Origin of the sequence: Caryophanon tenue, from assembly GCF_001700315.1 — a bacterium.
Classification (GTDB): domain Bacteria; phylum Bacillota; class Bacilli; order Bacillales_A; family Planococcaceae; genus Caryophanon; species Caryophanon tenue.
This window is the reverse complement of sequence record NZ_MASJ01000014.1, coordinates 88,880-111,065: the sequence shown is the minus strand read 5'-3', so window position 1 is coordinate 111,065 and position 22,186 is coordinate 88,880. Positions and strand designations below refer to the sequence as shown.

The window sequence follows — 22,186 nt, the reverse complement described above, 5'->3', positions numbered from 1 at the left end:
AGGTGCCTGCCTGAATATATGCGTTATTTGATTACGGGCTTACTAAGTTATGTCAAAAAACGGTATAAAAAACAAATGGATACGTCCATATCCATATTTAGGGTGAATAAACGCACTAGATAGAAAGTCTAAATGGCGTATATGTAAGTTTATGGTATGTAACTTTCGATGTGTAGAGATAGTTATTTTTATATCTAATGATTCATTTGTGAAATAGGTCGTCACGTTTGCAGATGTTTGTGCGAGAATGAAAATAATGATAATCGAGGTGAAGTACAATGATAGAAGCGAGACAGCTTGAGCACGTATTAATGAAACTATTGGAAAAGCCTAAAGACTCTCCATTTCCTGTGCAATTTACAAAGCTTTCAACATATAACCGCGCGCAGCGTAAACAAATTGCTGAAGTGTTACGACAACAGCCACAAACAGCGCAAGCAAAATTGGTCGGTTTAACGAACGGGCTAGAATGGTTACGTGAACGAGACCAGTTACAAGAGCAGCTACAACAAAGTGAGAAGAAAATTTCGATGTTGCCGACGACAATTGTTGCAGAGCAAAGTGAACAGTATGAGCATTTAACGACATTGCTTACGTATCGTACGAACTTAGAATGTCCAACAGAAGTGTTATTATCTTCAGCGTATGAGGAATTGTCACCAAGAGCGTTTATGTTCTTTATGCCAAGTTTACTAGCGGCCTGTTTAGAAGCAGAGCAAACACCGTCTCCCTTATTCTCGCTTGTGTTTAAACGTCTTTGTACGTTAAATGATTTTTATATATCACGTTTTACATATTGTTTTGACCGCACGAGCATTCAGCAGTTTTTACAACTGTATCAGAAAAATCCTTATTTTAAACAATACCATGAACAAATTCGTCGAAGTTTGGCGCATTATTGGGAGTAAGCCATTTCACACTGTTTTTGAACAGGGAAATGGCTTTTGTCGTCTATGAAGGTAGCACCGCTCTTTTATTTGTTTTATAATAAGAGGAAATGACAAAAAAGCAGGTGCGGCAAATGAGGAATACATATATTTTCGTTGACCTTGAGGCAACGAGTTTGCGTGGTAGGCATCATATTATTGAAATTGGTGCGGTCAAGCTACGACCAGATGGCACGACAGAAAAGTTTACGCAACTTGTAAAGCCGTACTATTTTAAACGATTAAGTTATGGAATTGAGGCACTTACAGGAATTACATCTGAAGAAGTACAAGAAGCACCGTTGATTATTCATGGTTTACAGCGTTTCTTTGCATGGTGTGGCAAAGACTATCATCTAGTGACGTACGGGAATTTAGATCGCAAAATGTTAGAAGATGAATGTGCAGATAATAATATTGACCCAGCATGCATTTATCCGCTTATTGACTATCAGCAAAAGTATATGATTGCTGAAAATATGCGAGACCAGCCAAGTTTAGCGAAATTATTAGAAACACATGAGCAACAAGCAAGTCTGGCGCACCGTGCGTTAGCAGATGCCGAATCGTTGATGAAAATTTTTGTTGCCAGCAATGGCGAGAAAATAATTGATAGTCAGCGTACACAACGTTTTGTTGGGGTATTTACAGTGTATATCAAACAAGAAACACATTTTTATGCGGAAGTGACATTTGTTGAAGGGCATTTGCATAAAGAGGGTGTCGTGATTTCCAATGTTGAAAGCATGGTGAAAGAGCTGACGTTTACAGTAAATGAAGTCGAAAAGACGAAAAAAGACGGTGAAACGTATATTGAGAATGTATATACGGTGCAGCGCGATGAAGAATTAGGTGCATTTTTACGTAAAATTGCCAATGCGATGAAAGGGCAAGTCGTACTAACGCGTATGAATTTACGTAATTTCGCGAAGCTTTGTCGCCTACATGGTGTACAAACGGTGAAAACAGAGCTAGTGAGTGTAGGTCCTTTACATGCGGTAGAGCCAGCCGAACTATGGTATAAACAAGAGGAAAGTGTTGAGGTGCACCAACAACGTCTTGTGGCGCTATTAACCGAAGCAGGAAGTGCGATTCAACAAGAGTTTTATCGCCGAGGCGTTTTAGATATGGAATTTTTCGGCAACTAAGGCGCAAAGTCGATAGGAATTAGTGAATATGTTACGATAAAGCTAGGCAGCGATTTCGATTGTAACGACAATACAAATCGACGAAAGGAAGTGAGGGTTATGCAATTTCCAATTGTGAAGATTGATGAGTTAGAAGTATTTGAAACGATTATTGGTCCGGGTGCAGAGGAAGGTACGTGGGAAACGGAAGTGAGCGTACTTTTTCAAAGCTATTTGATTGTGAAAGGAACACATCAGTTTAAAACATCCCGCTACGAGCCGCTAACAGTTACAGAAAAATTTTCGGACAACATCGATTTAGTTGCATTAGAAGCACTCACGAAAAAACTGGCGAATTATGTCGGGCTAAGCTTTCAATTTCGTTTAGAGGTCGATTTAGAATATGCGGAATATTTGCTAGAGGCGATTTTAGATGTCGCGTACTTTTACTATGCGTTTACAGGCATTATGCCGTATATGGAAGAACAGCTACAACAAGACAATCAGCAACAGGAGCGTACGATTTATACGATTATGAATAGTGATGTGCCGCTTATTTGTTTTATGCGAGACGGTGATAATATGCTTGTGCGTTGCAGCAGTGAAGATAGCGATGGCTTACATGGGCAAATCTTTTCATTTGTGGAGCAGTACGTTTCGCAGTTTTCACGTTTTTTAAAAGGTGAAGAGCTTATGTTACTGATATTTGAAGCGAAGCGTGGTTTTCAAAAAGAGTATACAACTGCAGAAATTCAACACCAAATGTTAAAGCTTGTCTCGGTGCCGATTACATCGATTGAAGATGAGCCACCAGCACATTTACATTAAGCAATCATAAGGTGTCCTGCATATGATGTCAGGGCACTTTCTTACGCAATCATTTGTTTAGAAATGAGCGTTCTACCTTTTAGAGAGATCATAGAAAAGAGGTTGTTTGTTTTATGCTAAAGCTTATGGAAGAATGGCTGTATCGTTTCTTTTTCATTTGGTATTTAATCGGTCTTGTTGTTGTTGCTTTTCATTTGTTACCGGCGCGTGTGACATGGGCATATGATGTGTTCTTCAGTGTAGCAGCACTTTTGGCACTACGCTATATGCAAAAAACATTCGGTAGTGTTATTGGTTGTGTCGTCACAGCAGCAATTGCAGGGATAAGTTATATGATGTTCTACATATTCATTACGTTAAATGGCTATATTGGCAGCTTTACGTTTTCTGAGAAATGGACATTCGTTGTAGAAGGTGTTCCGGTCATGTTTATCGGAATGGTGCTACTAACGATAGCAGCGACACATGCAGTCGTTCAGCTTTGGCAGCTACCAACGTTTATAAAACCGGTTATGGCAACGTGTTTAACGATTGTACTCGTTATTATCGTCCAGCCAGTTGGGGTCACGTTACAATTTTGGGCGCAACAGCTGCAGATGAGCACATGGCTTATTTATGTTAGTGCGGTGTTAATTGGGGTATTATGTATACAGGTGTTTTTACAATATGCAGGGTTTGCGAATGTTCATAAATGGACGCTAAAATTACAATTTGTCTATTATGCGTTATGGGGCATGTTTGTATTTTGGGCATTGTTACATAGTTTATTTCAAGAAGTTATAATGAGTACGTTATTGCTAATCGTGATGGTGCTTGTTGGAAAGGGGAGTACATATGGGCGAGAAAAACAATCATAAATGGCCGGTATTTCGACTGAAAAAAAGGCAGGCACTAACACAGCAATTTGAGAAATTGTATGTGCGTTCTAGTTATATGCCAAGCGAGGCAATTTTTCTTGTGCATCATACAAATTATTGGGATGCGGCTGTGTTACTGATGTTGCAAAAGCAGCATTGTTTGCCTGCACTTCATCTGTTAGTCGATGAAACATGTCTTCATGATGCATCGATTTTAACGGAAAGCGATGTGTATCGCGCAAATTTAACCGACGTGGATGAGGCGCTACATGCGTATCAATATGCAGATTTATTACTGACAGAAGGACATTCAGTCGCCCTGTTTCCAACGACGCAATTAATGCACCAAGAACGCCCAGTTCAACTTGTACCATCAATTGAAGTATTAACGCGATTATGTCGAGATATACCGATTGTGCCGGTTACATTGTATTACACACAACGTGATGCAAAGAGAGGCGAAATTTGGGTGACATTAGGAGAGCCATTATATAGCGATTGGGAAAGTGGCAATTACTATACAGTTGCAACACTTGAGCGTATTTGCCAGCAACAATTACAACGTACACGCCGCGATGCAATTTATGAGCACACGGCACACTATCATAATATTTTATAACGGGCATGTCCGAGAGTTATTCTAGGACATGCTCTTTTTTATTGGCAAAAATTACGTAAAGTATATGGAAAATGTGCTTTTGTTTATAAAATATATGGATGGGTATATATATACTTTAGCAACTGTATCATAACAGGCTAAAATATCGACTAGAAAAAGGGGGTGGCAAGCATGTTGTTTAGTATGTATGCGATAATTGCATTTGTTGTACTGATTGGTATTACCGCGTTTTTATTATTTATTTTACATCCAGAAAAGCGCTCTTATGTGAAAGTTTCACATGCACATTTACAACATGGGCGAGTGTCCGAGCGAAAGTTTCAACAACGACCATAAATCATTGATTACGGAGGACGTACACCGCGCATGAATGCACGACACAACTTCATATATGACTAATAAGCTGCATGAAATTTGGAAAATACTGAATTTTATGCAGCTTATTCATTTGTCACGTGAGTTGTCCCAACAAATGCTAGAAAGTGTGATAAAATTTACAAGGATAAAGGAGGGATGATGTGATTTTTATTAGCGGAGGTGTACGTAGCGGCAAAAGTGCTTTTGCAGAAACATGTGCGCAGTCGTTAGCAGAGCGCTACCAGCAGCCATTAATTTATGCGGCAACGGCCGTGGCGTTTGATGAAGAGATGCAGCAACGTATACAGCGGCATCAGTATGATCGTGCAACGCATCAATGGCAAACAATCGAAGTGCCGTATCATTTACAGCCGTTATATGATGTGGACGGCATCATTTTATTGGAATGTGTGACGACATGGGTGAGCAATATTTTATATAAATATCCAACAACATGGCATGATTATATTGAACAGTTTAAAAAGCTTTGCCTACATAAAAAAGAAACGTTGATTATTGTTTCAAATGAGCTTTTGCATGAAGTGCCTTCTAAATATGCTGAAACGGAACAATATCGACAAATTTTAGGGAAACTTCATCAATGGCTCGTGCAAGAAAGTGATGCGGCGTATGCTTGTACTTTTGGACATATTCATCAATGGAAAGGAGCGCCGACATGCAAGGATTTTTGTTAGCGCTACAGTTTTTTACAGTGCTACCGATTCAAAAGCAAATCGATTTACATGTGCATAATGCGACAGCTATGTATAGCTTATTACCAATCATCGGTTTATTTATTGGTATTTTAGATGCGCTCTATATCGTAGCGATGGGACATACAACATTTAGTCCGGTATTTGTGGCGATTTTCTTTATATTGCTCCATGCTTTTTATACAGGTGGCTTGCATATAGACGGCTGGGTCGATATGAGCGACGCATTTTTCTCTTATCGTGATGTTGCCCGACGTGTTGAAATATTAGATGATCCACGTGTTGGTGCTTTTGGGGCGATGAGCTTAGTCGCGCTTGTACTCGCACAGTTTGCGATTATTTATGAGCTAGTGTTAGCGAATCACTATATGATGTTAGTTGTTGTGCCTGTACTTGCACGTATCGGAGCCGTATATTGCTTTGCCTATATACCACTCGCGAAAGAGACGGGCATTGCGGCATTTTTCCGCACGCTCGTCAACAAACGAGTACTGACCATTACGACATGCGTCATTTTCGGCATCACAATCATTGCTACCGCGTTGTACGAACTCATCTTCGTTGCGATGATCAGCGTATTTCTCGTGATAACGATACTGTATAAACGTTTTTGTTTGAAAAACTTTGGCGGCGTGTCAGGAGATTTAGTTGGCGCTTATATTACAGGATCGGAGGTGTTATTATGGTTAGCCGTGTTATTGTGTCTATGATGCGCCATGAGAAAACAGCAGGGAATTTACGCCGTGCGTATGTAGGGAAAACAGATGAGCCAATTGTGGCGATTGAGAGGGAACCGATTTCACACAAGCCACATATTGTCTATGGTAGTACGCGACAGCGCTGTATCGAAACGGCGGCACTGTACTTTCCAAATGCTGACTACCGCGCACATGAAGGGTTATGTGAAATCGATTTTGGCGCATACGAAATGAAAACGTATGATGATTTACAAGAAGACCCGCAGTATCGTGCTTGGATTGACAATCCGTATATGGTTACACCACCTCAAGGAGAAGCATTTTCGCATTTTGAGGCACGGGTAAATAATGCGTTCGATGACATTATTACGAAAGCACAGCCATATATATTTGTTGTTCATGGTGGTGTTATTCGGGCTATGCAAGTAAAAAGTGGTGTTGCTACACATTTTCAACAAGCGACCGCGACACATCAAATGGTGTACCAATTTGAATGGGAACGGCTAGAACATTGGCAGGAGGGACGACCATGCATTTCATATTCGGAGGTGCCTATAACGGCAAAACTGCCTACGCACTTTCACAAGTAAGCGGCGATTATACAGTACATACCGGTTTTATACCAACAACAAGTGACACGCCTACAATCATCATTCGACATGTGGAACAATGCATACAGCAAGCGCAGGATGAAGTGGCAGAGGCGACCCGCATTATGAATGCTTTAACAGCTTTGTGCACGAAGTATGACGTCATTGTTATTGGCAATGATATTTCGCGTGGCGTTGTGCCGTTAGATGCCACACAGCGATTTCAGCGAGATTGTGCAGGGAGGCTTTATCAAATGCTTGTTCAGCATGCAACGAATGTGACACAAGTTTGGTATGGCATTCCACAAACGATAAAAGGAGAATAAATTAATGAAGCAAACAAAATTATTAACATTAACTGCTATGGTTATGGCACTTTGTGCAATTGGTGCAATGATTAAAATTCCAGTATTTAGTGCAACAGCTGCACTTGATGCCGCACCAGCTTTTATTAGTGCCGCCTTTTTACCAGCCGCTTTTGCCGGCATTGCAGGCGGAATGGGACATGTATTAACCGCATTAACATCAGGTATGCCACTAGGACCTTTACATGCACTAATTGCTATTGAAATGTTTGTCGTTGTGTGGGTATTTGCTAGTTTACATAAAAAAGGCAAGCATATTTTAAAATGGGTATGGGCATTAATTGCCAACGGTATTTTATCGCCGTTACCATTTTACTTTATTATTTCACCGGCATTTTTCTTTGCGAGTGTACCAGGATTATTGTTAGCGACTGCGATTAACTTAGTATTTGTTGCGGTGTTACTGCCTATTTTACAAAAAGTGTTCACGCGTAATGAGGTGCGTCTATGAGAAACGCCATCGTTAGTGGTGGATTAGTCATTACTGTAGATAATTCGGTTGCGATTGGGGAAAAACCGCTAGACGCTGTACAAGCACCATATGATATTGTGAGCGCGTTCACGATGCGCGTGATTGTACTAGAGCAATTATGTGCAAATGGACAAATTGAGTACATTACAATGGGAAACGGGGCTGGTGCGGATGCATATGATGGCTATTTAGCCGGCATTCAGCGTGTATTTGACGATATCGGAGAGCTATTGCCACCGTTAGCGGTCAGTACCGAAACGAATATGCCGACGCAGCAATCTGCATTGACCGTAACGGCGATTGGCACACAACAGCCAGCGCGAACAAAAGGCACGTATCGCTATATTATCGGCATGCCTCATGTAGGACAAAGTGTGTTGCAACACCCACACGAAATTGCGCCGCTTGCGGAGTTATACGCGCTATGGCAAAGTGGTGTAATTACGCATATTTGGCCTACAGGTTCAAAAGGAATTGCGGTAGAGTGCCAGCGCTTTTTCGGTGAAGTGCCAAATGCGCCGTTGCCAATGGATGTCACATGTGGTCCGTCAACAGTCGTACTTGCGTATACAACGGAGCCACTGGCATTACATGTACCGCTTTATTTGTTTTAAATAGAAAATCGATTTTGGACAGAAAAAGCCATGTCATGTGGCAAGGAAGATGTGACAAACATCGTGTTTGCCTCCGTACCGCAGAAAAGCCTGCTCGAAAGTGTACGGCGACAAAAGCAGAAAAGTGTTAGGAGAAATTTCGTCATTTCTCCTAACACTTTATTTTGTCCAAGTCTGTTTATTTATTGGAATAGCGAATAATAGAGCCGTGCTTCTGCAATATGATACAGTTCTAAAAATGTCGAGGTGCGTGACATTAATGTTGACACAAATGTTGTGTGGAATGGCACATCATACTGTTCGTTATATGCGGGAATATTAATCGTGCTATTTAATTGACGTACCGGCTTAACGATAGGTTCTGTTTCATCGGTATCGAACAAAATCGCAAATTTATTATAGGTGATTTGTCCATAGTGTAAAGGTTGCTTTGGAAAAGTTGTAAGCAAAATATCAATCGCTTGTTGGACAATATAAAATTGTACGTATGTGCTCGCCGTTTGTTTTGCTTTCTCAGGTACTGTTACATGCACAAGCAAAAGTGTTAATGGTTTACTTTCTTGTTCATACAATGTATTGGCCTGTGCAAAAAAGGATGTTTTATCGAGCAATTTTTGTGGTACATCATGTAATAGTTGCTGATGTTTTTTTTGAAACGTTGCTAGGACAGGAGGAGCTTGCTGTATCACAACAACACGAAGGTAGTTTTCAAACTCCCGCCAAATGTGTACCTCTGCTTTATTCGATTGGATACTCTGCATAATCATCGGAATAAGTTGTAGGGCTTGTGTGTAATCATGTCCTGTTTCAATCGTTTCAAATAAATGTTTACGATACGATTTTACAAATGGGTCGTTCAGCTCATAATAATAGCGCAGCCGGAAAAATAAATATTGCATATAAAGCATATGATGTTTTGGTAAGTTATCCATTTGGTCAAATCGTGCAATTAATTGTGCGGCCTCGCCAAATCGACCGCTTGAAATGTAAATTTGCAGTGCAATTAATTCACATTGGAAGCGGTGTATGAGTAAAGGTTTTGTAGTCGAATACATAAATGTTAAGCCGAGTTCAACATGTTGAATCGCTTGTTCATACGCCTTTTTACGACTATAGAGCGCAGCAGTATAGCAGTAACAAAGCGCCGTGAAATGATACTGACCAGATGCAAAGGCGAGCGAAATCGCCTTCTGCATTGCTTCAATTCCTTCATCATATTGTTGCTCAGAATCATAGTAGATATATGACATCCGATAATGCTGTAAATAATCAAGCGCATCAGAATTGGCAGTTAATAATGCGGCATGTGCTTCATACATTTCAATCGCTGGTTGGATTAATAAATCAGTAAAATAACAGTCATATAAATCTACGTATGCATCGAGTAAATCACGTATATGCATGTTTGCCTTCGCTTTTAATAGCTTTTGTTGTGCGTTATGCATGACTTCTACATACTTACCTTCATTTTGTAGTATTAATGACTGCGGATAATTCGGACTTTGTTTGAATGTCAGCATACATTCACCTACTTTGCTAAAGTAATATGGTTTTGCGCAAGCGATGTAATATTTTGCATGATGCTTTGAATCGTGTCTTGTTGACTGAACAGTGCTTTACGTACCGCTTGAGCAACGACAGCCTGTGATTTAGCAAGCTCCTTCGGGTAGCCATGTCGTTTTAAATACGCTTGGTCATAAATAAATAAAATATCTGTTGTGTTATATGGATCAAGAAAGCGTTTACTTTCATTGAGTCTACTGTTCGGTTCACGCCCATAAAGCGTTGTCAATAAAAAGGAAATCTTTAACGTTAATAAAATGGCGATTAACAGCGTAAGTTCCTCATGTCGTTGACAAAGTGTGCGTAATGTTTTAAAACGAGATACATGAATCGTTTCCGTGACAAAAGCTGTACGGATTACATAAATCATGCTTAAATCTGGATCAAGAACAGCTTCTTCGTTTTTTTGTAACGCAATATACATATCACGAATCGCATTTAATAAATGAATTTCTTCTTTTTGTTTAGCACTCAGTAAATAAAAGTAATGGGGCATCGAATGGCAAGCAGCGGTAAATTGCTCATATAACATATCTGGTGTCAAAAAAATACTTGTCTTCACAGATTGGATATATTGTAATTGTTGCCACATATTCAATTTCCCCTTTCTATCATTTTCCTCATTATACGACTTTAGACAGGTTTATGTAAATCTAATATTCTGATAATTATGTACTTATTTTTCAAGCATTTTCAAAAGTGGTAATATCAAGTACAATAAGTATTTGGAAATAGGGAGATTTACTTTCTATGAAGAAAACAATTTGAAACAGAAAGGTGTGACATCATGGATCCACGGTTTAAAATCGCCCACAGAGAAGCGTTAATCGGTATCGTTTTAGTCGTTATTAACTTTGCAATGTGGTATGGTTTCGCGTATGGATTAGGGCAGGGTGACCCGACAGACTATACATATGTGTTCGGTTTTCCAGCATGGTTCTTTTATAGTTGTATTGCAGGCACAATTTTTATGGTCGCACTCATTTGGATGGTCATGAAATTTTTCTTCACCGAAGTTTCATTAGAAGTGGAGGATGACGACGAATGCACTGGCAAGTAATTTTACCGTTATTATTATTTTTAGTCATTATTTTCGGTATCGGCATTTGGACAAATATGCGTGTTCGCCAATCAGATTCGTTTTTATCGGATTACTTTTTAGGTGGACGCGAAATGGGCGGATTTTTGCTCGCGATGACAATGATGGCGACGTATGGAAGTGCCTCTAGTTTTATTGGAGGTCCTGGGGTTGCCTATAATACAGGTTTAGGTTGGGTATTGCTTGCAATGGCACAATTACCGGCCGGCTATTTTGTGTTGATGATTTTAGGGAAAAAGTTTGCGATTATTTCGCGTAAGTATGAAGCGATTACGCTTATCGACTTTTTAAAAGCACGCTATCAATCTAATGCAATCGTCTTATTATCAGCAGTTGCTATTATTATTTTCTTATTTGCAGCGATGACCGCACAGTGGGTTGGTGGTGCGCGTTTAATCGAGTCATTAACAGGCTTAAATTATCGCGGTGCATTAATTATTTTTGCGGTGGCTGTATTAGTATATGTAATCATCGGCGGGTTCGCGGCAGTTGCACTTACAGATGCGCTACAGGGCACGGTCATGGTCATTGGCACAATTGTGTTACTTGTAGCCGTTGTTATTGAAGGTGGCGGTGTGTCAGCAATTTTTGCAGATTTAGTAGCAGAAGACCCGAATTTTATTTCTCCGTATGGTGTTGACGGTAATTTAACGCCACTATATGTATCGACGTTTTGGATTTTAATTGGTATCGGGGTTATCGGTTTACCACAAATTGCGGTACGTGCGATGAGCTATAAAGACGCTAAAGGTATGCACCGTGCCATTTTAATTGGAACAATTGGTATCGCAACTGTCATGTTTGGTATGCATTTAATTGGCGTATTCGGACGTGCTGTGATGCCAGGTATTGAAATTGGCGATAAAGTTATGCCAACATTAACGTTAGAAATTTTACCACCAATCGTAGCAGGCATTGTACTAGCTGCTCCAATGGCGGCGATTATGTCAACGGTTAATGCATTGTTAATTTTAGTAAGTTCTACAGTTGTAAAAGATGTATATTTAAACTTTATTAAGCCGAACGCACCTGATGCGGAAATTAAGCGAATGAGCTTTATTGTCACAACGGTTGTTGGGATTGCGGTTGTGTTATTTGCATTAAATCCGCCAGAGTTTTTAATTTGGGTGAATTTATTTGCGTTTGGTGGCTTGGAATCTGCCTTTTTATGGTCAGTTGTACTAGGATTGTACTGGAAGAAAGCAAATAAATACGGTGCGTTTGCATCGATGGCAACAGGATTAGTGTTATATATCTATATTGACCGCTTCCACCAGCATGTTTTCGGGATGCATACTGTAACGATTCCAGTCGTTGCCTCACTACTTATTTTTATCGTTGTTAGTTTAGCAACACAGAAATATACAAAGCATCAACAAGTATTTTAAACAAACACGTACTATTTTGCATTAGTGGCAAATAGTACGTGTTTTTTTTGATGAAAAGTTAAACTTTTTGGACACAGGTGCGTCCTATAAAAGAGCGAACATGCTAAGGAGAGAAATAGATAAGGGTCAATACTTTTAAAAGTATGTAAAATTTCCTATAATAAGGGAAAGATAATTGATTGAAGGATGTGATCGAACGTGAAAAGACACATTGCGTTGTGGATATTCATCGTTATTTGGTGTATTGCTACACCAAATGTCATTATGGCTGACACGTTACAAGATAGTGAGGGCACGTCGTACAAAGAAGTAACAGGATACGGCGAATTGACAAATTTAATTGTTACAAATTATGAAAAAGGGATTTTTGAAACAAATTATGCGATTACATTGCATGTTGATAATGCAGCGACTTTATCACAACAGCAAATTAACGACGCTTTTTATACGTGGATAGATGATTTTTATATGGCGTATCAAACGAGTGGTGAATTGATTGCAGGATATCCAGCAGAATATACGACATATTTTGTAGACCAACATGAAGATGGTGAAAATATTACGTATTTGAATGTATTTGAGCTGAATGTCGATGTACCGTATGAGGACATTCAAGCATTATGGGCATTTGAAGACAACATTGCGTCACAAATTCGTGAAGTCGCCGCGACGGATTTAGATAAGGTGCTATACGTGACAGATTTTGTACAGCGTCATTATGGTTATTCATATGATACGACGGTAACACCACATTCACATGTAGCGTTTTTTAAAGACGGCTTTGGTGTGTGCCAAGCGTATGCACTCATGACCGGTGAACTATTAGAGCGTTTAGGCATGAATGTAAAATACGTGCTCGGCTATATTACGCATGAAGATGGCACCGTCGAGCAACATGCATGGAACTTAGTTGAAGTGGATGGGGAATGGCTAAATGTAGATACAACATGGTCTGACCCGTACTATCCAGTGAAAGGCGCAGCATCGTATAATTATATGATGTCAGATTCACTCATTGCGTATGACCATGAACGTGAAGATACAAACTTGCCGCAAGCAACTGAAAAGAAATATGAGGTATTAACAAGTCATTACACGATGACACATGATGAGCGATACATTTATGCTGAATCTAAAATAGGTGTCATTGAGCGTTTTTCAAAGGCAACAATGGAAAAAATAGAGATGCCCGTTTATATTTCGGGGACGAACTTATGGGTCAATGATGTGTATTTATATTATATTGACATCGACACAAGCTCATTAAAACGTTGGAATATCCTAACAAATAACATCGAATATTTAGCGCCAAATGTCACAGCTTTCCACGCAGAAAACGGTGTGCTTGTGTATGAGCGTGAAGAGCAACAAGTGAAGTCAACGATTCAAGTCGTCGATGAGTTCGCACCATCTTATAAACGATTGGCGTTTTATTGGGATGAGAAAATCCGCGCATTGGCAGGTGACCATCTCACCAGTGACTCAGTTACAGCAGCGGAGCAAACATTTAATGAGCTTCCAGTACAAGCAAAAATTTTAACAACGGAGCAGTTTCGTTTTAAAGAGTTAAAGCGGAGCGCCAAAGTGCTTGCCCGTGCCAAAAAGCAGCGAATTGTTTGGCAGGGCAGTACATATATACAGCAAAACCAAGAAATAAAAGTGAGGGTGAAAAAGCATATTCCAGCTGCGTTACGCCCGTATGTGGAGATGCAAATTGTCGATGAACATGGCACGATTCAGCAAGCAACGGTGACTTATGAAGGGCGTGAGGTGACCGTAATACCGAACGTGATACTTGAAGACGATAAAACATACTATTTACGTATTACGCCAAATAGCGGTACAGCGTATAAAGTGCCGTTAGTTATCCGTTAAAAAAATCGGTCCCGGAATTTTTCCGGGACCGATTTTTTATTAGTAAAATACTTTTTCTGTGTTGTATTTCGCGCGGAATGTGTTAATTGCGTAAGTTTCGTAAATTTCACGTTCCATTGGGTCTTCGATTTCATACACTTCAATTTTGTGAATTTCGTGTTTATGATTGTTTACTGGTGCGATGTTACCATCAAAGAATTTTTTAATACGTTGACGAACTTTACGTGCTTTACCAACGAATAATAATTGGTTATCTTCGTTGTAGAAGAAGAAAAGACCGCCTTTTTCGCGTGTGATTTTGTGGAAGTCGATAAATCCGAAGTATGGTGGGATTTCAATTTCACCTGGCTTTACTACTTGTTCACGTTGACGAATAACTACGTCTGGTTTTGGGAAATCAATTTTAATCAAAATATTTCACGTCCTCATTTAGAATCAAAGTCCATCATATCATAGCTTTTGGAAAAAGAGAAGTCAGACATATGTGTAGCTCGTCGTAAAAAAACATTAGCGCTGTTATGAAGTGGTTTTTCGCTAATGTTCTATAATTTATGGTAAATAAATACTTTAAATAACATTTTTTGTGCTATTATAATGTTGTTAAAATATTTTACACGGATGGAGTGAATCGATGAGCAACCTACCACAATTACATTCATCAAGCAGTACAATTGTATACCCGAATGACCTGCAATATGAGGAAAAACGACAAATTTGGAATAGTGCGATTGATAAAACGCCTGCAGCGATTGCAGTTTGTGTGACTGAACAAGATGTCATTGCAGCTGTTCAGCTGGCCAAGCAACAGCAGTGGCCAATCGCTATACGTAGCGGTGGACATCATATTGGTGGCTTTGCAATGTGTGATGAAGGCTTCGTCATTGATGTGCAGCAGCTAAAAGAAATTGATATTGATACAGCAAAACAAACCGTAACGATTGGAGCAGGTGTATTAGCAGGCGAATTAAACGCTGCGACACAACAGCACGGTTTAGCAGTCCCACTTGGAACGGCTTCAACAACAGGTGTGAGTGGTGTGGCGCTAGGTGGCGGCATCGGTTATTTACGTGGGCGCTACGCTTTAACGTGCGATAATTTAGTAGCAGCACGTATTGTGACAGCGGACGGCACATGTTTAGTGGTGAACGAGCAAGAAAATGCAGACCTCCTGTGGGCATTAAAAGGGGGCGGTGGTAATTTTGGTGTCGTCACATCCCTAACATTCCAAGCGCATCCAATTGGGACGGATGTATTTGCGGTCGATGTATTGTATGATTTTGCGGACGCTGCAACTGTATTTGAACGAGCACAAGCGTTTATTGCGCAAGCAGATGATGCAACAGTCGCCGTTAATATGACCGTTGCTGTATTACTACCTGCGCCGTTTTTACCGGATTTTTTACACTTTAAAAAGGTGATTATGGTCGTGGCATTGTATAACGGTGATGTACAGCTAGGAGAAGCGGCGACACAACCATTACGTCAGTTGGCAACACCGATTGTTGACCAATCAGGCGTCATGCCATTTTTACAGTTACAACAGAAGCTAGATGTGATGATTCCGCCGCGTGTTAATTGTTATGGTACATCGCTTTATTTTGATGACTTGACACCAGCAGCACAGCAAGCACTTATTTCAGTCGCTACTACATCACCTATTCCAAGCACATTAATACAATTATGGTCATTAGGTGGTGCTGTGAATCGTGTTGCGAGTGATGCAACGGCTTTTGCTGTGCGTGACGCAAAATATGTATTACTTGTAGATGCAATGGCTATGAACGGTGAAGATGAAGCTTGTCAAGCATGGCTACGCGACCTTGAACAAGCGTTACGTACCGTGTCAAATGGCACACCATATATTAATGGTATCGTAGCAGACGACACTGTTGTAGCGCGTGCTTATCGCCAAAATAAAGACAAGCTTATTGATATTAAAACGAAGTACGACCCACACAATACATTCCGCTTTAATCACAATTTCGTACCAAAAGCGTAATGAAGAAAATTCCTTTGCGCGTACGCAAGGGGATTTTTGTTACCTGATAAGCCAAGAAATCGTGACGATAACGGCGTACACAATTGGAATTGGAACGGACAGTATACGACGAACACGTGTGAGGGCCTGAAACCACATCGTCTCGTCATAGTGCAGTAGCGTGAAAATCGGTTCTTGCTGTAGTTTTGTCATCATGGATTCACTAAAATGTGAGAGTCCAATCCATAAGATGATAATTAATAGATAGCTGCCCCACGTTGGTAAAATAAACAGTACTGGGAAGACAATGATGACAAATCGTATATACGTATTGAGATACGAAGGACGGCGCCATAATGTTTTAAAGCACAGTTCGACAAGTGCGCCTGAAACCGTTGTACTATAGCGTTTTCGAAAGACACGTGGTTTCTTTTGATTAATAGGTGCTTCATTATATTGCTGTAAATCCGGGTTGACCATAAAAATGCGTCGCTCCCAGCGAAATGCAAATGTTTGCTCCTGTTGCAATAACGGTGTGAAAAAGCGGTTTGTGCGAATGAGTATACGCTTGTAATAGGTGAACGCACACACAAATACAAGGCTACTGACCAATATGCTCAGAAGAGGACTTACTAGAAGCAGATAGGTAAAACCAACCGCGATACCTATGCGTATACAAAGTAATAACCAAGCGCGTTGTAATAGAAGTGCCAAAATGTGAAACGAAAGGGAGAGCGCGTACACACAGATGAATAGTGCTGCGCTGAGCCAGAGCGTTTCGTGATGCACAACGGCTGTGAAAAAGCTTGTAACGGCGACAAGTAATGCGGTAATAAAGCTATTGATCATTAGCGAGTAATACAGACTTTGTCGTTTCACGTCTGTAAAGTGTGAATGGTGCATCGTAAATAAGCGGTCAGCAGGCTCATGAAAATTGCGGATATATAGGGAGCTACCGACACATAACGCTAGCCAAATATAGAACGCAACAGGAATGATACGTATCAAACCGTACTGTCCATTCGCTACCGTTTCAGTGATAAAGTAGTACAGAGCAGCAGCTCCAAATGCTGCTACATACAGTGCAATGGTGATATCAACGACACTTAAAAATAATTTTTTATAACTGTGCCACTGACGTTTTAGACGTTCACGAAATAGAGGCATAGGTCACCTCATCAATGACGCGGTCAAAAATATCAAGAAGCGGTTCATCTCGGTGTTGCTGTAGAGCTTGTAATGAACCTTGTGCAATTAACACCCCATTATGTAAACATAAAAAACGATTACACATCTTTTCAGCTGTATCGAGTGCATGGGTCGATAATAAAATGGTCGCGCCTTCATCTCGAAGCTCTATAAGAAGGCGAATGAGCGCACGAATGGCTTGAGGATCTAAGCCCATAAATGGTTCATCAACAATATAAAAAGAGTAGCGTGGTGCAAATGCCAAAATGAGCATCACTTTTTGCTGCATCCCTTTTGAAAATGTTGTTGGGTATTCTTCAAAATGTGTGTCCAATTTAAATAATGACGCTAGCTCATACGCTCGTTTTTGTACCGTTTCAGGTTGCGCCGAGCATTGCACCAGTAAATGAATATGTTCTGCTAACGTATAATAATCATATAAGATGGGGCGTTCTGGTACATACCCAAACGTTGGGAGTGTGACCTCGCCTTTTACATATGGCAATGTGCCAAGCATTGCTTGAATCGTTGTGCTTTTTCCTGCACCATTCCCACCGATTAAGCCGATAATTTCACCCTCTTGTAATGTAAATCGAATATCCGTAATGACAGGCGTTTTTTCTTCGTAGCCGCCTTCTTCAATGTAAATCGTATGCATCGTCATCAGCTCCTTTTTGTGTATATACGAGCGAAAGTAGACGGAAGTTTCAGTTTTTAATGACAATGTATGACAAATCATCGAATGAACGTGTATCATAAAGGGCGAGGTGAAGAAATGGTAATTAATGAAACAGCGATTGAAGTACGCTATGCAGAAACAGACCAAATGGGCGTTGTGTATCATGCCAACTACGTGATTTGGATGGAAGTAGGACGCACGAAATTAATCGAGCAAATTGGCTTTAAATATGCTGAGCTAGAGGAGCAAGGGTATATGTCGCCAGTTCTCGGTATTAATGTGCAATATAAAACGCCGATTCGCTATGGCGAAAAAGCGGTAATTCGTACATGGGTGAAAAATCATACGCGCGTACGCACGACATATGGCTATGAAATTGTTCATGAGGACGGGACGGTTGCGGTAACAGGTGAGTCTGAACATACCGTTGTAAAGAAGGAAACGTTTCGACCTGTTGCGTTTAATAAAATCGCACCACAATGGGATGCGAAATACCATGAAATTAAAGCGGAACAATAGTTATTAGATAATTTTAAATGTTGTCAAAAAAACAAAAACATGGTAGTATGAATCCATTAAATGAATAAGACGATTATCCAGAGAAGTTGAGGGACTTGGCCCTATGACACTTCAGCAACCTCTACCTACGTAGAAAGGTGCTAATTCCAGACAGATAAGAGACGGATGGCTACATACAAACTTCTTATCTGTGTATAGATAAGGAGTTTTTTTATGGCCAATTATCGTTATGGGGGGACTTATCAATGCCAATTAATATTCCAAAATCACTACCGGCAGGCGAATTGTTGCGCCAGGAGAAGATTTTCGTTATGGAGGAGGACCGTGCGAAAACACAGCAAATTCGACCGCTTAATATTTTAGTTGTGAACTTAATGCCTGAAAAAGAAAAAACAGAATTGCAGTTACTGCGTTTACTTGGGAATACGCCATTACAAGTGAATGTTACGTTTTTAAATACAGCGACTTATCGTTCGAAAAATGTATCGAAAAATCATCTAGATTTGTTTTATAAAACATTTGATGATATTAAAAATCGTCGCTTTGACGGCATGATTATTACAGGGGCGCCTGTTGAAAAAATGGAGTTTGAAGCGGTTGGTTATTGGCAAGAAATTACAGATATTATGGACTGGGCAAAGGAAAATGTTACATCGAGCCTTTACATTTGCTGGGGCGCACAAGCTGCACTTCATTATCATTACGGCATTGGCAAGTATGAATTGCCGCAAAAATGTTCAGGTGTGTACTCGCATGTTATTACAGATTTAACCGTTGATTTAGTGCGTGGCTTTAGCGATATTTATGTAGCGCCACATTCACGTCATACATCGGTATCCATTGATGAAGTGCGTCAACATCCGTACTTGAACTTATTATCGTATTCGGACGATGCAGGCGTGTTTATTGTGATGTCAAAAGATACGCGCGATATTATGGTAACGGGGCATTTAGAATATGATGCAACCACATTATCGGATGAGTATTTCCGCGATATTGAAAAGGACCCTGCAGTGGAACTACCAAAAAACTATTTCCCAAATGATGATCCGACACAAATTCCGCTGAATACGTGGCGCGCGCATTCACATTTACTGTTCTCAAACTGGTTAAACTATTATGTATACCAAGAAACACCATACGAATGGGATTACATTGATGAATATGTGGAGTATCATATTTAACAACTTCGTAACGAAAAAAGGAATGTATCTACGGATATTCATAGGTAACGTACAAAAAAAGGTGTCGAACGAAATATTCGGCATCTTTTTTGTATGGAAAGCGTCTATAACTTCGTGCTTGTATATGATGAAGAGAGGTTAGTGGATAGATGGAAATTATGGAATTATTAAAAGCTTTGTTACTTGGTTTTGTTGAAGGGATGACGGAGTTTGCGCCCGTATCATCGACAGGACATATGATTATTTTTGATGATTTATGGCTGAAAACAGACGAGTTTTTAGGAGGCCCTTCAGCGAATACCTTTAAAATTGTTATTCAGCTCGGCTCCATTTTGGCTGTTGTGTTTGTCATGTGGAAACGTATTTTAAGCATTGTGGGTTTATATAAGCTAGAAGGGCAAGCGCAAACGACATTTAACGTATTACATGTAATCGTTGGGATTATTCCAGCCGGTATTTTAGGTGTGTTATTGGAAGACTTTATTGATGACCATTTATTCAGTATTGAAACGGTCATTGTTGGTTTACTTGTTGGTGCCATTTTAATGATTATTGCGGATAAAATGGGCCCAAAGCAACCGTCTGTGACAACGCTTGACGATATTACATATACAAAAGCATTTAAAATTGGTGCTATTCAATGTTTATCGCTATGGCCAGGGTTTTCACGTTCAGGTGCAACGATTTCAGGTGGGGTATTATTAGGCTTAGACCATAAAACAGCCGCAGATTTTACTTTTATTATGGCTGTACCGATCATGATGGGTGCATCAGGGCTGTCACTCATTAAAAATTGGGACGCCATTTCAATGGACCATTTATCATTTTACGTAGTAGGCTTTATAAGTGCATTCGTGTTTGCGCTTATTTCTATTAAGTTCTTTTTGCAACTGATTTCACGTATTAAGTTAATGCCATTTGCAATTTATCGTATTATTTTAGCTATTGTATTAGCTGTTATTGTCTTTTTATAGTCGGAAAAAGCAATGTCCTTACGAAGGCATTGCTTTTTTGTGCGTAAATGGTTGCTTTTTTAACAAGAGTGGCGTATAAAAAGGCTGTTAGACCTTTTTATTGGAAGGAGTGTAGAACCGATGAAATTAAAACGTGCCCCACTTTACATAGGTGTGTTTGGTGGCTTAATCATCGCATTCGCTGTACTAACAGCTGTGTACGGAGGAATTCCACAAAAAGCTGTTGCCAACACAGCAGTAATCGGATTTATTTTAATTGTTGTATTAGAACTATTTATGTATGTAACAAATCGTGGGAAGAAATGACCTTTCCCAACAAAACAGGAGCAAGCCGAATGCTTATCGGTTGCTCCTGTTTTTTATGTAGCATGGTATTCATACGTTAGTTCGTCAAGTGCGGTATTGACGTGAACGTGTAAATCATGTTCGTTAAAAAACCATTCGTCTCGTGCTTCGATATAAAAGTGAATGCCATCAACGATTGTTTCAACGCCAATTTCATGCGGTAATTCTCGATTCATGCCGAGTGAAAACCCTTCATGAAATTTAGAGGAGCCACCATAGCGGGCATAAAAACGAATATAATCTCCAGCTTCAGCTTCCATTTCACGTGTAAACCACGCAAATGCTTCTTCACTTACAATAATGTTCATGAACGTGCCACTCTCCTTTGTGCTTTTAGTATAGCGCATTGTGTGGAAAATGAAAAAAGAATCGCTACAAGCATGTAGCAATTCCTTTTTTACATTAAAAATTAACTTTTGATTCTGTACCGTTTTTAATACGCTGAATATTTTCTCGGTGACGATAAATAATAAATGTCGCAAGTACCGCGATCATTAACGTAAATACCCAGTCGCCTGTATAGAAATACGCTACAATTGAATATAAAAAGGCAATAATGGCGATTAAAATAGAGGATAGACTCACCATTTTAAAGAGCTTTAGTAAAACGACGAATATAATTGCCAGTGAAATAAATAAAATCGGTGCATAGCCCAGTACGACACCTGCGCTTGTCGCAACTGCTTTGCCCCCACGGAAGCCAGCGAAAATAGGATACATATGACCAATAACGGCAATCATCCCGAGTAATAATGGATGAATGGATACATCGGCAAAGTACGATAGGTGAACTAGTAATACAGCTGCCGTTCCTTTTAAAATATCCATTAATAACACAACGATGCCTGCTGGTTTTCCTAAAACGCGAAAAGTATTCGTCGTACCAAGGTTTCCGCTGCCTTCTTGTCGAATATCTTTGTTATAAAATAGTTTGCCGATCCATAAAGCGGAAGGAATCGAACCAATTAAATACGCTGCAACGAGAATAAGTGCTAATGCCATGTGCGAGCGCCTCTCTTTCTTTATGACTAGGTGCTAATAACTGATAGTTACGTATAAGTGTATCATTGTCATGCTTATTGTACAATTCCTTTTATGTAACTTTGTGAAAAATCCATTATTTTTGCCTAAAATATTATTGTGATATAAATAAAAAGGTGATTTAGTGCTTACGTTTTTAGTTGTTTTCTTGTATATTAAACAGTCTGCCACAAAAAAATGTAGACAA

The 22,186-nt window shown here is 39.8% G+C and carries 27 protein-coding genes and 1 riboswitch; of the genes, 20 read left to right on the top strand and 7 right to left on the bottom strand.

Annotation, left to right across the window (positions count from 1 at the left end; all coding sequences use genetic code 11):
• The first annotated feature begins 278 nt into the window (after positions 1-278).
• The 12 genes from A6M13_RS08735 to A6M13_RS08685 all read left to right on the top strand — a co-directional run bounded on the left by A6M13_RS08735 (position 279) and on the right by A6M13_RS08685 (position 8,166).
• The gene (locus tag A6M13_RS08735) at positions 279-908 is read left to right on the top strand and encodes a hypothetical protein (protein WP_066545054.1); all 630 of its coding nucleotides are present in this window, start codon (positions 279-281) and stop codon (positions 906-908) included.
• A 113-nt stretch (positions 909-1,021) separates the two neighbouring features.
• Complete coding sequence (locus A6M13_RS08730; RefSeq protein WP_169817430.1) at positions 1,022-2,074, top strand: 3'-5' exonuclease; 1,053 nt, start codon at positions 1,022-1,024, stop codon at positions 2,072-2,074.
• Positions 2,075-2,173: 99 nt separating this feature from the next.
• Positions 2,174-2,881 carry a hypothetical protein gene (locus tag A6M13_RS08725; RefSeq protein WP_066545050.1) on the top strand — a complete coding sequence of 236 codons (708 nt, stop codon included), beginning with the start codon at positions 2,174-2,176 and terminating at the stop codon, positions 2,879-2,881.
• A gap of 113 nt (positions 2,882-2,994) precedes the next feature.
• Positions 2,995-3,738: a hypothetical protein gene (locus A6M13_RS08720; protein ID WP_066545049.1), complete on the top strand. Its 744-nt coding sequence runs from the start codon at positions 2,995-2,997 to the stop codon at positions 3,736-3,738.
• Positions 3,716-4,357 (top strand): lysophospholipid acyltransferase family protein, encoded by a 642-nt coding sequence (locus A6M13_RS08715; protein ID WP_066545047.1) that lies wholly within the window; start codon positions 3,716-3,718, stop codon positions 4,355-4,357. The genes A6M13_RS08720 and A6M13_RS08715 overlap by 23 nt, the downstream gene beginning before the upstream one ends.
• 171 nt (positions 4,358-4,528) lie before the next feature.
• A complete protein-coding gene (locus A6M13_RS16305; RefSeq protein ID WP_169817429.1) occupies positions 4,529-4,693 on the top strand; it encodes a hypothetical protein in 165 nt (54 codons plus the stop codon).
• A 182-nt stretch (positions 4,694-4,875) separates the two neighbouring features.
• Positions 4,876-5,409, top strand: a complete 534-nt coding sequence (locus A6M13_RS08710) for a bifunctional adenosylcobinamide kinase/adenosylcobinamide-phosphate guanylyltransferase (RefSeq protein WP_066545046.1) — start codon at positions 4,876-4,878, stop codon at positions 5,407-5,409.
• Entirely contained in the window at positions 5,391-6,137 is a 747-nt protein-coding gene (gene cobS / locus A6M13_RS08705) for an adenosylcobinamide-GDP ribazoletransferase (protein ID WP_169817428.1), read from the top strand. Before A6M13_RS08710 ends, cobS begins: the two co-directional genes overlap by 19 nt.
• Positions 6,110-6,715 carry a histidine phosphatase family protein gene (locus A6M13_RS08700; protein WP_066545044.1) on the top strand — a complete coding sequence of 202 codons (606 nt, stop codon included), beginning with the start codon at positions 6,110-6,112 and terminating at the stop codon, positions 6,713-6,715. The genes cobS and A6M13_RS08700 overlap by 28 nt, the downstream gene beginning before the upstream one ends.
• Positions 6,655-7,041 (top strand): bifunctional adenosylcobinamide kinase/adenosylcobinamide-phosphate guanylyltransferase, encoded by a 387-nt coding sequence (locus A6M13_RS08695; RefSeq protein ID WP_066545042.1) that lies wholly within the window; start codon positions 6,655-6,657, stop codon positions 7,039-7,041. The genes A6M13_RS08700 and A6M13_RS08695 overlap by 61 nt, the downstream gene beginning before the upstream one ends.
• Before the next feature lie 4 nt (positions 7,042-7,045).
• The gene (locus A6M13_RS08690; RefSeq protein WP_066545040.1) at positions 7,046-7,531 is read left to right on the top strand and encodes an ECF transporter S component; all 486 of its coding nucleotides are present in this window, start codon (positions 7,046-7,048) and stop codon (positions 7,529-7,531) included.
• Positions 7,528-8,166, top strand: a complete 639-nt coding sequence (locus A6M13_RS08685) for a hypothetical protein (RefSeq protein WP_066545039.1) — start codon at positions 7,528-7,530, stop codon at positions 8,164-8,166. The genes A6M13_RS08690 and A6M13_RS08685 overlap by 4 nt, the downstream gene beginning before the upstream one ends.
• A gap of 182 nt (positions 8,167-8,348) precedes the next feature.
• On the opposite strand, the gene A6M13_RS08680 is transcribed toward A6M13_RS08685, so the two are convergent.
• Together A6M13_RS08680 and A6M13_RS08675 are read right to left on the bottom strand one after the other, a co-directional pair.
• Positions 8,349-9,686 (bottom strand): tetratricopeptide repeat protein, encoded by a 1,338-nt coding sequence (locus A6M13_RS08680; RefSeq protein WP_066545037.1) that lies wholly within the window; start codon positions 9,684-9,686, stop codon positions 8,349-8,351.
• Positions 9,687-9,694: 8 nt separating this feature from the next.
• Positions 9,695-10,321 carry a hypothetical protein gene (locus A6M13_RS08675; RefSeq protein WP_066545030.1) on the bottom strand — a complete coding sequence of 209 codons (627 nt, stop codon included), beginning with the start codon at positions 10,319-10,321 and terminating at the stop codon, positions 9,695-9,697.
• Positions 10,322-10,516: 195 nt separating this feature from the next.
• Here A6M13_RS08675 and A6M13_RS08670 point away from each other — a divergent pair, with 195 nt between their 5' ends.
• The 3 genes from A6M13_RS08670 to A6M13_RS08660 all read left to right on the top strand — a co-directional run bounded on the left by A6M13_RS08670 (position 10,517) and on the right by A6M13_RS08660 (position 14,091).
• Positions 10,517-10,789: a YhdT family protein gene (locus tag A6M13_RS08670; protein WP_066545029.1), complete on the top strand. Its 273-nt coding sequence runs from the start codon at positions 10,517-10,519 to the stop codon at positions 10,787-10,789.
• The gene (panF, locus tag A6M13_RS08665) at positions 10,774-12,216 is read left to right on the top strand and encodes a sodium/pantothenate symporter (RefSeq protein WP_066545027.1); all 1,443 of its coding nucleotides are present in this window, start codon (positions 10,774-10,776) and stop codon (positions 12,214-12,216) included. Before A6M13_RS08670 ends, panF begins: the two co-directional genes overlap by 16 nt.
• A gap of 198 nt (positions 12,217-12,414) precedes the next feature.
• Positions 12,415-14,091: a transglutaminase domain-containing protein gene (locus A6M13_RS08660; protein WP_066545025.1), complete on the top strand. Its 1,677-nt coding sequence runs from the start codon at positions 12,415-12,417 to the stop codon at positions 14,089-14,091.
• A 39-nt stretch (positions 14,092-14,130) separates the two neighbouring features.
• Here the strand turns inward: A6M13_RS08660 and A6M13_RS08655 are convergent, their stop codons facing one another.
• Positions 14,131-14,502: a GIY-YIG nuclease family protein gene (locus A6M13_RS08655; protein WP_066545024.1), complete on the bottom strand. Its 372-nt coding sequence runs from the start codon at positions 14,500-14,502 to the stop codon at positions 14,131-14,133.
• A gap of 220 nt (positions 14,503-14,722) precedes the next feature.
• Here A6M13_RS08655 and A6M13_RS08650 point away from each other — a divergent pair, with 220 nt between their 5' ends.
• Complete coding sequence (locus tag A6M13_RS08650) at positions 14,723-16,090, top strand: FAD-binding oxidoreductase (RefSeq protein WP_066545022.1); 1,368 nt, start codon at positions 14,723-14,725, stop codon at positions 16,088-16,090.
• A gap of 39 nt (positions 16,091-16,129) precedes the next feature.
• Here A6M13_RS08650 and A6M13_RS08645 read toward each other — a convergent pair whose 3' ends face one another.
• Entirely contained in the window at positions 16,130-17,236 is a 1,107-nt protein-coding gene (locus tag A6M13_RS08645; protein ID WP_066545020.1) for an ABC transporter permease, read from the bottom strand.
• Positions 17,220-17,915 carry an ABC transporter ATP-binding protein gene (locus A6M13_RS08640; RefSeq protein WP_066545018.1) on the bottom strand — a complete coding sequence of 232 codons (696 nt, stop codon included), beginning with the start codon at positions 17,913-17,915 and terminating at the stop codon, positions 17,220-17,222. The genes A6M13_RS08645 and A6M13_RS08640 overlap by 17 nt, the downstream gene beginning before the upstream one ends.
• A gap of 117 nt (positions 17,916-18,032) precedes the next feature.
• Here A6M13_RS08640 and A6M13_RS08635 point away from each other — a divergent pair, with 117 nt between their 5' ends.
• The 4 genes from A6M13_RS08635 to A6M13_RS08620 all read left to right on the top strand — a co-directional run bounded on the left by A6M13_RS08635 (position 18,033) and on the right by A6M13_RS08620 (position 20,919).
• Complete coding sequence (locus A6M13_RS08635) at positions 18,033-18,455, top strand: acyl-CoA thioesterase (protein ID WP_066545016.1); 423 nt, start codon at positions 18,033-18,035, stop codon at positions 18,453-18,455.
• Positions 18,456-18,525: 70 nt separating this feature from the next.
• A riboswitch (SAM riboswitch) is annotated at positions 18,526-18,616 on the top strand.
• Positions 18,617-18,700: 84 nt separating this feature from the next.
• A complete protein-coding gene (gene metA, locus A6M13_RS08630; protein WP_066545015.1) occupies positions 18,701-19,639 on the top strand; it encodes a homoserine O-acetyltransferase MetA in 939 nt (312 codons plus the stop codon).
• 149 nt (positions 19,640-19,788) lie between these two features.
• Positions 19,789-20,613, top strand: a complete 825-nt coding sequence (locus A6M13_RS08625; RefSeq protein ID WP_066545014.1) for an undecaprenyl-diphosphate phosphatase — start codon at positions 19,789-19,791, stop codon at positions 20,611-20,613.
• Positions 20,614-20,733: 120 nt separating this feature from the next.
• Entirely contained in the window at positions 20,734-20,919 is a 186-nt protein-coding gene (locus A6M13_RS08620; RefSeq protein ID WP_066545012.1) for a hypothetical protein, read from the top strand.
• Between the two features lie 53 nt (positions 20,920-20,972).
• On the opposite strand, the gene A6M13_RS08615 is transcribed toward A6M13_RS08620, so the two are convergent.
• Positions 20,973-21,266: a HesB/YadR/YfhF family protein gene (locus A6M13_RS08615; protein WP_066545008.1), complete on the bottom strand. Its 294-nt coding sequence runs from the start codon at positions 21,264-21,266 to the stop codon at positions 20,973-20,975.
• 94 nt (positions 21,267-21,360) lie between these two features.
• Positions 21,361-21,960 carry a glycerol-3-phosphate 1-O-acyltransferase PlsY gene (gene plsY, locus A6M13_RS08610; RefSeq protein ID WP_066545006.1) on the bottom strand — a complete coding sequence of 200 codons (600 nt, stop codon included), beginning with the start codon at positions 21,958-21,960 and terminating at the stop codon, positions 21,361-21,363.
• Positions 21,961-22,186 lie beyond the last annotated feature (226 nt).

What these genes read in the sequence shown, in the direction of transcription:
- A6M13_RS08735 (WP_066545054.1), top strand. Translation starts at nt 279, where the DNA reads ATGATAGAAGCGAGACAGCTTGAGCACGTATTAATGAAACTATTGGAA.
- A6M13_RS08730 (WP_169817430.1), top strand. Translation starts at nt 1,022, where the DNA reads ATGAGGAATACATATATTTTCGTTGACCTTGAGGCAACGAGTTTGCGT.
- A6M13_RS08725 (WP_066545050.1), top strand. Translation starts at nt 2,174, where the DNA reads ATGCAATTTCCAATTGTGAAGATTGATGAGTTAGAAGTATTTGAAACG.
- A6M13_RS08720 (WP_066545049.1), top strand. Translation starts at nt 2,995, where the DNA reads ATGCTAAAGCTTATGGAAGAATGGCTGTATCGTTTCTTTTTCATTTGG.
- A6M13_RS08715 (WP_066545047.1), top strand. Translation starts at nt 3,716, where the DNA reads ATGGGCGAGAAAAACAATCATAAATGGCCGGTATTTCGACTGAAAAAA.
- A6M13_RS16305 (WP_169817429.1), top strand. Translation starts at nt 4,529, where the DNA reads ATGTTGTTTAGTATGTATGCGATAATTGCATTTGTTGTACTGATTGGT.
- cobS (WP_169817428.1), top strand. Translation starts at nt 5,391, where the DNA reads ATGCAAGGATTTTTGTTAGCGCTACAGTTTTTTACAGTGCTACCGATT.
- A6M13_RS08700 (WP_066545044.1), top strand. Translation starts at nt 6,110, where the DNA reads ATGGTTAGCCGTGTTATTGTGTCTATGATGCGCCATGAGAAAACAGCA.
- A6M13_RS08695 (WP_066545042.1), top strand. Translation starts at nt 6,655, where the DNA reads ATGCATTTCATATTCGGAGGTGCCTATAACGGCAAAACTGCCTACGCA.
- A6M13_RS08690 (WP_066545040.1), top strand. Translation starts at nt 7,046, where the DNA reads ATGAAGCAAACAAAATTATTAACATTAACTGCTATGGTTATGGCACTT.
- A6M13_RS08685 (WP_066545039.1), top strand. Translation starts at nt 7,528, where the DNA reads ATGAGAAACGCCATCGTTAGTGGTGGATTAGTCATTACTGTAGATAAT.
- A6M13_RS08680 (WP_066545037.1), bottom strand. Translation starts at nt 9,686, where the DNA reads ATGCTGACATTCAAACAAAGTCCGAATTATCCGCAGTCATTAATACTA.
- A6M13_RS08675 (WP_066545030.1), bottom strand. Translation starts at nt 10,321, where the DNA reads ATGTGGCAACAATTACAATATATCCAATCTGTGAAGACAAGTATTTTT.
- A6M13_RS08670 (WP_066545029.1), top strand. Translation starts at nt 10,517, where the DNA reads ATGGATCCACGGTTTAAAATCGCCCACAGAGAAGCGTTAATCGGTATC.
- panF (WP_066545027.1), top strand. Translation starts at nt 10,774, where the DNA reads ATGCACTGGCAAGTAATTTTACCGTTATTATTATTTTTAGTCATTATT.
- A6M13_RS08650 (WP_066545022.1), top strand. Translation starts at nt 14,723, where the DNA reads ATGAGCAACCTACCACAATTACATTCATCAAGCAGTACAATTGTATAC.
- A6M13_RS08645 (WP_066545020.1), bottom strand. Translation starts at nt 17,236, where the DNA reads ATGCCTCTATTTCGTGAACGTCTAAAACGTCAGTGGCACAGTTATAAA.
- A6M13_RS08640 (WP_066545018.1), bottom strand. Translation starts at nt 17,915, where the DNA reads ATGCATACGATTTACATTGAAGAAGGCGGCTACGAAGAAAAAACGCCT.
- A6M13_RS08635 (WP_066545016.1), top strand. Translation starts at nt 18,033, where the DNA reads ATGGTAATTAATGAAACAGCGATTGAAGTACGCTATGCAGAAACAGAC.
- metA (WP_066545015.1), top strand. Translation starts at nt 18,701, where the DNA reads ATGCCAATTAATATTCCAAAATCACTACCGGCAGGCGAATTGTTGCGC.
- A6M13_RS08625 (WP_066545014.1), top strand. Translation starts at nt 19,789, where the DNA reads ATGGAAATTATGGAATTATTAAAAGCTTTGTTACTTGGTTTTGTTGAA.
- A6M13_RS08620 (WP_066545012.1), top strand. Translation starts at nt 20,734, where the DNA reads ATGAAATTAAAACGTGCCCCACTTTACATAGGTGTGTTTGGTGGCTTA.
- A6M13_RS08615 (WP_066545008.1), bottom strand. Translation starts at nt 21,266, where the DNA reads ATGAACATTATTGTAAGTGAAGAAGCATTTGCGTGGTTTACACGTGAA.
- plsY (WP_066545006.1), bottom strand. Translation starts at nt 21,960, where the DNA reads ATGGCATTAGCACTTATTCTCGTTGCAGCGTATTTAATTGGTTCGATT.